We start from the raw sequence: 11,897 nt of genomic DNA on the forward strand, positions 1-11,897 counted from the left end.
GTTCTGATCATTCTCAAGACTTTTAAAATTTGTTCAATTAGTGAATGAATACAATAATAGGTTGAACAGCTGCAAGGGGGCAGATATGAAACCAATATTTAAAATTATGATTGTGGATGACGAGATGCTGGTTAGACAAGGAATTAAACATCTTTTGGATTGGGAACAAGAAGGGTATCGAATCGCAGGTGAGGCTTCTAACGGTCTTGAGGCATTAAGTATGATGGATGAGGTTAATCCGCATATTATTATTACAGATATCGTAATGCCAATTATGGGCGGAGAGAAGCTGGTCAAGATTGTTAAAGAGAAGTATCCTCACGTTGTTGTAATCGTCTTAAGCAGTTTCAGTGAATATGATTATGTTCGCTCCACATTTCAGAATGGTGTAGCCGATTACATCCTGAAGCCGAAGCTGGAAGCCGACTACCTATTATCCATCCTAAATAAAACTACAGCAAAAATGTCAGGGATGAAGCTGGCCGATCCAGGGACCGATCCAGAGGAAAAGAAGGTTTTACTTGCGATTGAGAAGCTCATGACGGGATATGAATCTGTACTGGAACCTACACTGCTACATTCGTGGTTTCCTCATAAACAATTCGCGTTTTTCGGAGCGGATATGAAACATATTAAAGATTCTGGTGACAAGTTAATGTTCGCAAATGAAATAGAAAGTGGAATCCGCAAGTTCGTTTTAGACAGTGCAGTGTTTATTCGGCTAAGATTTGTTAACGAATCGGTTATTTATTTATTCAATGTTGATCCGGAACAATGGGACGAGCTTGCAATTGAACTCCGTTATTTGATCTCAGAAATCGCACAGCGTGTGCAAGAAACGCATTTTATTATTAGTCAGAGTTTCACGGACTTTGTGAGTCTTGGTGCGATTTATCGAGACAATTATTTAAAGCTTAATCGATACAGTTTCTATTTGCCGGAACGAAATCTGATTGAAAATGATCATTTGCCAAGCCTTCCGGGAGCGTATCAGGAAATTGACATGGGAGAATTAATGGATCAGTTGAGACGTAAGCAATTCCAGAAGGCATTTACAGAGTTTCTGGAATATGTTCATCAACGTTCAATGGATTATCGCATGGATATTTTCGAATTCAAATCGCTATTGGGGAACTTTATATTTAACGTAGCGACGACACTTGGAAAAATGAAATTTGAGATTGGAAGTCTGGAGGAGACCAAATACGACTACTTCCGAAAAATAGATGAAGCGTTGTATGCAAGTGATGCAATTGCTGTTACTGAAGCATTCATTCATGAAGTTGAGCGCACGATTGGGGAGACGAATGCAGCTGTTAATCCAAATATGACGAAGCTTCTCGAATATATCCAGAATCATTTTGCAGATCCGATTACACTGACAGGGGTAGCTAGACAGTTTCATTTCAATGCTTCTTACTTATCGAGTTATTTTACTGCACATAATGGCGAAGGATTTAGTGAGTACCTGAATAAAGTACGGGTGGAAAAAGCTATGGAGCTGCTTGAGATAACGGAGAAATCAATTGCTGATATTAGCGCAAGCGTGGGTTACTCAGATCAAAGTTATTTTACCAAAGTATTTAAAAAACAGACTGGCATTTCTCCGAGCCGGTACCGGAGACGGGATGTTGAGCAGTCATGATCGGAGCAATCATCCACAAGCTTAGAAAGCAGGGTTTATTTCTCAAGCTTTTTCTTGTAACTCTCATAAGCATAATTACCGTATCCCTTCTGACATTGTCTATTACCATCCGTATGTCAGAGAGTTTATTCTTAAAGACCTTCAGCATAACGAACGGTAAACTACTGAATCAAATGAAGACAAACCTGGAGTCTTACAACAACGTTGTAGCTACAGGCGCTACTATGACAGCACAAAATGGAGCTGTCCGAAGCTATTTGTCTGGCGGTGAAACGGATTCAGTGACGCTTGCTATCAAAACCTACCAGATGACAGAAGGCATGCGTGCTGTCCGCTCCAACCTTAGTGCTTTTGATGTGGGTATTATGATCGTAGGAGCAAATGGCAGGAGTTATTCAACCGATCCTTGGTATTGGTCTGCTACTGCTGAAGAACTGAAGAAACACCCGATTACGAAAGCGACAGTAGCAAAACCTGAGCAAATCCTGTACCAGCTTTATCAAAAAGAAGATAGTAAAACCAAAGCGAAAGAGATCATGTTAGTGGCTTCTAAAGCTCTATTTGATCATTCTACCGGCAGTATCTATGGCACTATGTACATTGCAATTCGTGATAGCGATTTTAAGAACTTCTACGCCAATTTTACAAGTGAAGGTAATGATGTTGTGTTGCTGAATGGAAAAGGTCAAATCGTATCCAGCAGCAGGACAGAGTTAATCGGGCTGCTCGATCAACAGCTGCTCCAAGAAGTAGTTGATGAACAGAGTGGGGGAGAAAATGGAGAATCTGTCAATATCATGGGGAATGAACGAATAGTGTTCTCTGAATACTTGCCTGAATTTGATGTTTATTTGGTAAATCTGATCGATAAGAAAGCTGTGACCGGTCAGATGGTAAATGCCAAAGCAGTGTCGTTAACGATCATGGCGATCGTAGCCATTTCGCTTATTATTGTATTTTTAATTACAAGGAAAATGACGAAGTCCCTGCGTGTACTCGTTGAACAGATGTCGAGTATTCCCAAGGGAGGGTTCGATAATCATGTAGATGTCGCCACAAGCAGTTATGAAGTTAAGGAGCTGGGTAATGCTTTTAATTATATGCTTGATTCACTACATGATTATGTTGATCGGTTAATGGAGACACAGAAGCAGCAGCGTAATGCAGAGCTGGCCGCACTTCAAATGCAGATCAATCCACATTTTTTATATAATACGTTGGCTTCTATTAAATTTCTGGTACAACAGGGCAACAAGGAAAAAGCTGCTGGAACGATAAATTCGCTAATCTCACTCCTGCAAAATACTGTCAGCGATGTTCAATCCACTATACCTGTTAGTCAAGAATTAGAATCGCTGAAGCATTATGTGTTTATCAATCATGTGAGGTACGGTGAGAAGATCCGCGTGAATTATTTTGTAGAGCCTGAAAGCTTGGATTATCATATGCCAAAGCTTATTCTTCAACCTTTTATCGAAAACGCGTTCTTTCATGCATTCAACCTTAAAGATGAGGGAAGAATTCTCATCATGATTGCTGTACAGGAGCATCAGCTTGTATGCGAAGTTGTAGATAACGGAGATGGAATGGACCTTGACCCGAATTTGATGGAAGCGGAGCAGCTACCGGCGTCGAAACACAAACGCCAACTGTTCTCTGGGATCGGTATACGAAATGTAGATGATAGAATCAAATTGTTATATGGAGAGGGATACGGTATTAACATTACAAGCAAACGAAACGAAGGTACGAAAATCATTATTACGCTTCCATTGTTAAAAAACTAAAAATTTTACATGAATCTAAAAATAGTGCCAGAATTGAAATGAGAATCAAAATAGGATCCAATAATAACACCAAAGCTAACAAAGATACTGCCAAAGAAAGCGAATACAAAGTGATAAGATGGAAGCGTAGCAGGGAAAACGCTTCCATCTTTATTATTTTTCAGATTATCAAGGGGGTTAAGAAGTGAAAAAATTATTATCCGTAATGCTGGCTAGTGTGGTACTACTGTCTGCATGTTCCTCAGGTGGAACAAAAAACGATACGAGCAACTCCGGTAGTGAAGGTAATAGCAAGCCAAAAGAGATCACAGTTTGGGCTTGGGACCCAGCGTTTAACATTGCCGCTATGAATGTTGCCAAAGAGGCTTATGCGAAAGTCAATCCAGACGTAACAATAAACGTCGTAGAGAACGCACAGGCTGATATCGTTCAGAAGCTGAACACTGGGCTAAACTCTGGTTCGACGAAGGGGCTGCCTAACATTGTTCTGATCGAAGATTACCGTGCGCAGAGCTTCTTGCAAGCGTATCCGGATTCCTTTTTTGAATTAACGGATGTTGTAAAGGCTGCCGACTTTGCGGATTACAAGATTGGCCCGACCAGTGTTGACGGTAAGCAATACGGTGTTCCATTTGACTCTGGTGTAACTGGAATGTACGTACGGACAGACTATCTTGAGCAAGCAGGCTACAGCCTGGATTCATTACAGGATATCGACTGGAAGCAATATATCGAGATCGGTAAAGCTGTAAAAGAAAAAACCGGCAAAAGCATGATTACGCTTGATCCAAATGATCTTGGGCTTATCCGAGTCATGATCCAATCAGCGGGCGCATGGTACACAGGTGAAGATGGTCAAACTCCGACTATAGCAGATAATGCTGCTTTGAAAGAAGCACTTGAATTGTACAAAGAAATGATGGATTCCGGCATCGTAAAAGTAAACTCCGACTGGAGCCAATTTGTAGGCGCATTCAATAGTGGTGAAGTGGCTACTGTTCCGACAGGTAACTGGATTACACCTTCAATTAAAGCTGAAGCTTCCCAATCCGGTAAGTGGGCAGTCGCTCCGCTTCCTAAGCTGGCAGCTACTACAGGCTCCGTTCACGCATCCAACCTTGGGGGCAGCTCCTGGTATGTAATGAATGTAGATGGTAAAGAGGCAGCTGCAGAGTTCCTCTCTAAGACTTTTGCCTCTGATGCTGAATTGTATCAAACATTGAATACAAAAGTTGGTGTCATCGGTACTTTAAAAGCTGCGGCAAGCGGAGAAGCTTATTCAGCTGCGGATGAATTCTTCAAAGGTCAAAAAGTCGTATCTGATTTCGCAGCATGGACCGAGCAAATTCCAAACGTCAACTATGGCATGAACACTTACGCAATAGAGGACATTATGGTTGTAGCCGTACAATCTTATCTTGGTGGAAAAGATATCGATACAGTTCTGAAAGACGCTCAGAAGCAAGCAGATACCCAAATTCGCTAATCACACTAAGCTGTACAATCTAAGCCCTTGCTTCTTCTTCTCCTGTAAATTGGATTTCTACAGAAGGATGGGCAGCAGGGGCTTTCATCTCTAATAAATCAGACAGAAGGGTGTGGAGTAGAGTGGAAACTGTAAAGCCAGGGCTAAGCTCTCAAAGACATAAGAGCTCTAAGGGTCAACGGCGAATCCATCTAACAGGCTGGTTATTCGTTCTTGTGCCGGTCATAATGATCAGTATTTTCTATTTTTACCCAATGATTCAAGCTTTAATTTTATCTTTCAAAACAGGCAGAGGAAACAACCTTCATTTTACCGGATTTGATAACTATATTCGACTGTTTAGCGACACCACTTTTCTTACAGCCGTCAAGAACACTTTCATTTACTTGATTATTCAAGTCCCAGTCATGCTGGTGCTGGCGCTCTTTATCGCCGTACTCCTCAATGACGAAAGACTGAAATTTAAAGGGTTTTTCAGAACGGCCATATTTCTGCCCACGGTAACCTCACTTGTAGCGTACTCCGTTGTTTTCAAATACATGTTTGGAGCCGAAGGCATCATCAATAAATTTCTAGTGAATCTGCATCTAATCAGCGAGCCGATTCAATGGATTACTGACCCCTTCTGGGCCAAAGTTACGATCATCATTGCCATTACTTGGCGCTTTACTGGCTATAATATGATTTTCTATTTGTCATCATTGCAAAATGTCGATAAATCAATTTATGAGGCTGCTCATATCGATGGTGCAAATGCATTTACACAATTTTTCAAAATTACAGTCCCACTATTGAAGCCGATCATCTTGTTTACGACGATAACATCGACCATTGGAACACTTCAGTTGTTTGATGAGGTGGTTAACATCACGAAGGGTGGACCGGGCAATGCAACCATGTCGATTTCCCAATATATTTATAACCTGTCCTTTGAATACACACCTAACTTTGGATATGCTGCAACCGTCTCCTATTCGATTGTTGTAATGGTGCTCATTCTGACGCTTATTCAGAACAAAGTAGGAGGGGATAAGAGATAATGAAAACCAAACGCAGGTTTACTTACTTGTTTCTAATCATCGCTGCGCTGATCTCTATCTTTCCATTTATCTGGATGGTAATAAGCGCCACGAACCAGTCGGTTGATGTAACAAAAGGGACAATGTTGCCAGGTGCACATCTAGTTGAAAATATAAACAATCTATTTAGTTCAGTGGATATGTGGCAGGCTCTTTGGAACTCCGCAAAAATCTCTGTAGTGACTACTGTGCTTTCACTGCTAGTAGCATCGGCGGCTGGATATGGTTTTGAAATGTACCGCAGCCGGAGTAAAGATATCGTATTCAATATTTTACTTGCTTCAATGATGATTCCATTTGCGGCGATCATGGTACCTCTATTTCAAATGTTCGCAAAAGTATCAAGTGTAGTGCCATTTCTTGGTATCGATACAGCAGGTGCAGTCATTCTTCCGACATTTACAACAGCATTCCTAATTTTTTTCTTTCGTCAAAATACAAAAATGTTTCCTAAGGATATGATGGAGGCTGGGCGCATCGATGGTCTTTCGGAATTTGGTTTGTTCTTCCGGATTTATATGCCAACGATGAAATCAACTTACGCCGCCGCTGCGATTATCACATTTCTAAACAGCTGGAACAATTATCTATGGCCTTTGATCGTATTACAATCACCAAAAAATATGACTGTGCCTCTTCTTATCTCGAATCTTGGATCGGGTTATGCCCCTGACTATGGTCTGATCATGTCTGCGATTGTCATTACGACACTGCCGACTGCTCTTGTATTCTTCATGATGCAAAAGCAATTTGTGGCTGGGATGACGGGTTCAGTTAAATAACTTAGCGATATTTTTAAAAGCAGAAGGAGGACAATGAAATGAAGCAGCAGGTTGAACGGGGCGTCGCTCCAAGTCTGGAATGGTTATCAGACCCTTCCATTTATGCCGTTGGCAGAATATATGCTCACTCCGATCATCGATATTACGAAACGAAACTTGAAGCCGAAGCGCTTGGCGAAATGCCCTTTCGTTATAGTCTGAACGGAAGTTGGAAATTTAGTTACGCCCATAATCCCATGGAACGACAGGTGGATTTTTATAAGGAGAGCGTATCCTGCAGAGGCTGGAAGGATATTGAAGTTCCCGGTCATATCCAACTTCAGGGGTATGGGCAGCCTCAGTATGTGAATACGATGTATCCATGGGACGGTCATGAGCATCTTAGACCTCCGAAGATCTCTGAGGACCACAATCCCGTAGGTAGTTATGTGAAGTATTTTGTAGTTCCTACCGGTTGGGAGCAACGTCCGGTGTATATATCTTTTCAAGGAGTGGAAACGGCTTTCTATGTATGGCTAAATGGGGAATTTGTTGGCTATAGCGAAGATAGCTTTACACCGAGTGAATTTGATCTGACACCGTACTTGACGGAAGGTGAGAATAAGCTGGCGGTTGAGGTCTATCAGCGCAGCACTGGGAGTTGGCTTGAGGATCAGGACTTCTGGCGCTTTTCGGGAATCTTTCGTGAGGTGTATCTATACACCGTGCCTGATGTTCATGTACGGGATCTACACGTTCAGACCGATCTGGATAATAAGTTTGAACAGGGAACACTAACCGCTGTCATGCAGTTGATAGGTAAGTCTGCTTCAAAAGTACTCCTTGAGCTTAAGGATAGAGCAGGTAATCTTGTGGCTAGCGATGTGAGTGAAGTTTCAGGAGATACCCTTTCGCTTACGCTTGCAGCAACAAAGGTTCAGCTGTGGAGCGCAGAAGAACCTAATTTGTATACTCTCTATGTATCTGTTTACAACGCATCCGGGGATCTTGTGGAAGTCGTGCCGCAAAAAATTGGCTTTCGAAAATTTGAGATGATAGATAAAATTATGCACTTAAACGGCAAACGTATTGTATTTAAAGGCGTCAACCGTCACGAGTTTAATCCACGTTTCGGACGCAGCATTACAAAAGAAGATATGCTATGGGACATAAAAACATTAAAGCAGGCGAACATCAACGCTGTGCGGACATCTCACTATCCGAACATGACATTCTGGTATGAGCTGTGTGATGAATACGGTGTCTATGTCATTGACGAGATGAATTTAGAGTCGCATGGATCATGGCAGAAAATGGGGGCTGTTGAACCATCTTGGAACATCCCTGGCAATAAGCCTGAATGGCAGGATATTGTGATGGATCGCGCGATTTCCATGGTGGAGAGAGATAAGAACCATCCATCTATTCTAATTTGGTCCTGTGGCAACGAATCTTTTGCAGGAGAAGTAATCCTGAACGTAGCGAATTATTTTCGAGAGAAGGACCCTACTCGTTTGGTTCATTATGAAGGGGTATTCCATAACCGGGACTATGATGATTCGAGCGATATGGAGAGCCGTATGTATGCGAAAGCAGCAGATATCGAAAAGTATTTAAAAGAAGATCCGTTAAAGCCATATATTAGCTGTGAATACATGCATGCGATGGGAAATTCCGTCGGGGGACTACACAAATACACCGAGCTAGAGCAGAAGTATCCAATGTATCAAGGCGGATTCATCTGGGACTACATGGATCAAGTAATTGTGAAAAATGATCGATACGGTAAGCCCTTCATGGCTTATGGAGGAGACTTCGATGATCGTTCAACGGACTACAACTTCTCCGGTAACGGAATTGTGTATGCGGACCGGAGATGGTCTCCGAAAATGCAGGAAGTAAAATTTCTGTATCAGAACGTCAAACTGCACCCGGACAGTCATGGTGTTACCATTAGTAATGAGAACTTATTTGTGGGCTTGGATGCATATGAGTTGAAATACGCTCTGAACTATGAGGGTAGGGTAATCTATCGTGGAACTGCACTTGCCCAGGTTAATCCGTGTGAGGAAAGATATGTAGAAGTTGATCTACCGGATATTAAGAACCAGCCTGGTGAGTATAGCTTGGATGTTTCTCTTGTCCTGAAGGAAGATTCATTATGGGCAAATAGCGGTTATGAAATCGCTTTTGGCCAGCATGTTTTTCAAGTGGGGAATACGTCAGCAGAAGAGTCCCCATCATATGCTAAGATCACACCTGTCGTGAATGATTTTCGCGTGGTTGAAGGGGATGTCAATATTGGGGTGCATGGCCGTGACTTCTCTGTGATGTTCTCAAAGCAGGCGGGTACATTAATCTCCGTCAAATATTCAGGCCGGGAAATGATCTCTTCGCCGCCGGCACCGCTTTTCTGGAGAGCGATGACAGACAATGACAAGGGGGCAGGAATCCATTTCGACTCTTCCCCTTGGTATGCAGCAAGCTTGACCCGTAGAACGTTTAGCTTCGAGCTTTTGGAGGAGAAGGACCGTGCGACAGTAACTTATGTGTATAAGCTTAGTGTATCAGAGGGAGTGCGGGTAAGTGTAACTTACACAGTGTTCTCCGATGGAAGTATAAAGGTGAAATCAAGCTACCATGGAGCAGCGGGTTTACCAAAGCTTCCGATCTTTGCTTTAACCTTTAAGGTTCCGGCGGATTATCACCAGCTGAATTGGTATGCGAATGGGCCGGAAGAAAATTATATCGACCGCTCGTTTGGGGCGAGACTGTGTCGTTTCCAGAATCATGCGGTGGACAATGTGTCCTCCTATTTGGTACCGCAGGAATCGGGCAACCGCACAGGTGTGCGCGAAGTATCCATAACTAACGATCATGGCCAAGGGATTATAATATCGGCACCAGTCACAGCCCCTGTTGAAGCCAATATATCGCCTTATTCGGCAATGGAGCTGGAGAATGCAACGCATCATTATGAGCTGCCGAATGTTCATTATACCGTTGTTACGATTGCCGGACGTCAAATGGGCGTAGGCGGGGATGACAGCTGGGGAGCTCCAGTTCTTGATGAATATCAAATAGATCCTTCGGATGATATGGATTTTGAATTTATAATTCGCAGAGCATAATTTGAGATGAAATAGGTAATCCAAATGCTCGTTTCAACGATAAGGTTGAGGCGAGCGTTTTTTGCATTCAGTCGGATAATGGAAATGAGAGTATGAATTCAGTTCCTTCTCCTGATTTACTTTGTACAGTGACATCACCGTTCATCGAACGGATTAATTGGTATGAAAGCGTAAGGCCCAATCCCGTTCCTTTGCTTTTAGTTGAAAAATAAATGCTTCCTAGTCGCTCTATTTGCTCGCTGCTCATTCCAACCCCGTTATCAATTATTGTTATTTTTGCATATTTGGATTGCCGCTCGATACGGATGTTTACATTACCTGTTGCCTGAACAGAGCAAGCTTCAATCGCATTTTTAATAAAATTAATGAATAGTTGTTTGATTTCAGTAGGATTTGCAGTTACAAATAGTTTATCTTCCAAATGTTGCACTTCCAAAGATACGTTATTCATGTTGGCGTAAGGCGTTATGATATCTACGATCGAGTATATCTGCTGCACAAGTTCAATTTGCTCTACCATGGAATGATTTGGTTTAGCTATCGATAGATATTCCGAAAGAATAACTTCTGTACGTTTAATCTCTTCGAGGCAAATATCAATATATTTTTGACTTTTTTCTTTAGTAATAGAATCATCCTTCAGTAATTTCAAGAATCCCATAACGGCTGTAAGCGGATTACGGACTTCATGGGCAAGAGAAGCTGCGACATGCGCAATTGTTTCCGATTTTTCACTCTGAAGATACCTCAGATACAATTCCTTGTCAGAAACTGCTTTATTAAAAAGGGAAATCAATATCCAAATTCCGAGGAAATTTTGTACTGGCATAACGAGGATGTTAAACTTTAAATGCTGTATCGTATATTGGTATTCTGTTGCAAACATAGTGCCGATTGGAATGATGGAAAAGCTTATCCCTGCAATAAATGTAATAAGTTTTCGGTATTCAGAACGACGACGGTAAAGACTGGATAACAAGGCAGATAAGGTGAAAGTAATAGAGAGAATAATAATCGCTGAAAATAATCCCTGTCCACCAATAATCAGGCGGTATATTAAAAATTCTATGAGAAGAAAAACTCCAGTAGTTATGCCTCCATACACCATTCCGAAAAACATGATCACGTATCGAATGTCGAATATGATGCCAACTTGTACAGTAGCTGGAAAAGTCATCGACATAAAAAGACAGATCATACAAGTGATCGTGATAAATTGTTTTGAGTAGTTTTCGGCTTTATCACGATAGTAAATGGTATACAGGACAAAAGGGGTTAGGGCAAACAATAATTGCAGCAAAATATCTTTTACATCCAGCATATTAGCCCTCCAACCCAGTCTAAAAAGAATTTAATATACTGTTATTCGTTATAACTATGAATTCCTCCTTCTGGAAAGCTGGTTCATTAAGGATACGAATACGTTAAGATAGATTTTCTGCCAGTCGAACCTAGTAACCAACCCATTATGTTGTATATTTATTGGTGGTTATTGGATGCTGATTTAACATGGGAGACATTATCATGACAAAAACAATTTTTTTTGGACCCTTAATTTCAATTGCTATACCATAAAAAATATTAAGATTCTTATCGCTCTCATTTACTTCTCTTGCTCTGATGTTCACTTTACCTGGGATATCGACACCACACTTTTTACTTCCTGCAACTAATCTACCTGGTATATCAGCGCAGTTAAGTATGTTGTTAGCAAGTGTTTGGTTATGGGAGAGATATGGAGACTTAGTTGGTGGATATATCATTTTCTATTATTGGCTTCGATGATTGTAATGATTATCGGATTGGTGAAGCAGTATGCCGTAAGAGGGACGCTTGAAAAAGGCTTTGCGTGCATTATTTACAAATGATCCATTTGAACGAATCACGAATAATACCGCACCAAGTGTAAAAGCACTTATCATTGCGATAGAGAAGAAAGATACAAATACCGTAGGACATATAAGTAAGAGGCTGATGAACCATCTTTAATCATCAAAGTTGTTCATCA

Annotated in this window: 8 protein-coding genes; 7 read left to right on the forward strand and 1 reads right to left on the reverse strand. The window is 41.4% G+C overall.

Features of this window, described 5'->3' with window-relative positions:
• Positions 1 to 85: 85 nt before the first annotated feature.
• The 6 genes from ACN6MV_RS14905 to ACN6MV_RS14930 all read left to right on the forward strand — a co-directional run bounded on the left by ACN6MV_RS14905 (position 86) and on the right by ACN6MV_RS14930 (position 9,889).
• On the forward strand, positions 86 to 1,645 hold the full coding sequence (locus ACN6MV_RS14905) for a response regulator transcription factor (RefSeq protein WP_042127692.1): 1,560 nt from the start codon (positions 86 to 88) through the stop codon (positions 1,643 to 1,645).
• The gene (locus ACN6MV_RS14910; RefSeq protein WP_419886664.1) at positions 1,642 to 3,432 is read left to right on the forward strand and encodes a sensor histidine kinase; all 1,791 of its coding nucleotides are present in this window, start codon (positions 1,642 to 1,644) and stop codon (positions 3,430 to 3,432) included. The genes ACN6MV_RS14905 and ACN6MV_RS14910 overlap by 4 nt, the downstream gene beginning before the upstream one ends.
• Positions 3,433 to 3,616: 184 nt before the next feature.
• A complete protein-coding gene (locus ACN6MV_RS14915) occupies positions 3,617 to 4,918 on the forward strand; it encodes an ABC transporter substrate-binding protein (protein ID WP_042127696.1) in 1,302 nt (433 codons plus the stop codon).
• 227 nt (positions 4,919 to 5,145) lie between these two features.
• Positions 5,146 to 5,958, forward strand: coding sequence for a carbohydrate ABC transporter permease (locus ACN6MV_RS14920; RefSeq protein WP_231574270.1), 813 nt, complete (start codon positions 5,146 to 5,148; stop codon positions 5,956 to 5,958).
• A complete protein-coding gene (locus ACN6MV_RS14925; protein WP_419886665.1) occupies positions 5,958 to 6,779 on the forward strand; it encodes a carbohydrate ABC transporter permease in 822 nt (273 codons plus the stop codon). The genes ACN6MV_RS14920 and ACN6MV_RS14925 overlap by 1 nt, the downstream gene beginning before the upstream one ends.
• Positions 6,780 to 6,817: 38 nt before the next feature.
• Positions 6,818 to 9,889 carry a glycoside hydrolase family 2 TIM barrel-domain containing protein gene (locus ACN6MV_RS14930; protein ID WP_419886666.1) on the forward strand — a complete coding sequence of 1,024 codons (3,072 nt, stop codon included), beginning with the start codon at positions 6,818 to 6,820 and terminating at the stop codon, positions 9,887 to 9,889.
• A gap of 67 nt (positions 9,890 to 9,956) precedes the next feature.
• Here the strand turns inward: ACN6MV_RS14930 and ACN6MV_RS14935 are convergent, their stop codons facing one another.
• Positions 9,957 to 11,210, reverse strand: a complete 1,254-nt coding sequence (locus ACN6MV_RS14935) for an ATP-binding protein (RefSeq protein ID WP_419886667.1) — start codon at positions 11,208 to 11,210, stop codon at positions 9,957 to 9,959.
• Between the two features lie 512 nt (positions 11,211 to 11,722).
• On the opposite strand from ACN6MV_RS14935, the gene ACN6MV_RS14940 reads away from it, so the two are divergent.
• Positions 11,723 to 11,878: a hypothetical protein gene (locus ACN6MV_RS14940; protein ID WP_156114798.1), complete on the forward strand. Its 156-nt coding sequence runs from the start codon at positions 11,723 to 11,725 to the stop codon at positions 11,876 to 11,878.
• The last annotated feature ends 19 nt before the right edge of the window (positions 11,879 to 11,897 follow it).

It is taken from the genome of Paenibacillus sp. B-A-8 (assembly GCF_048572915.1).
Taxonomy (GTDB): domain Bacteria; phylum Bacillota; class Bacilli; order Paenibacillales; family Paenibacillaceae; genus Paenibacillus_AQ.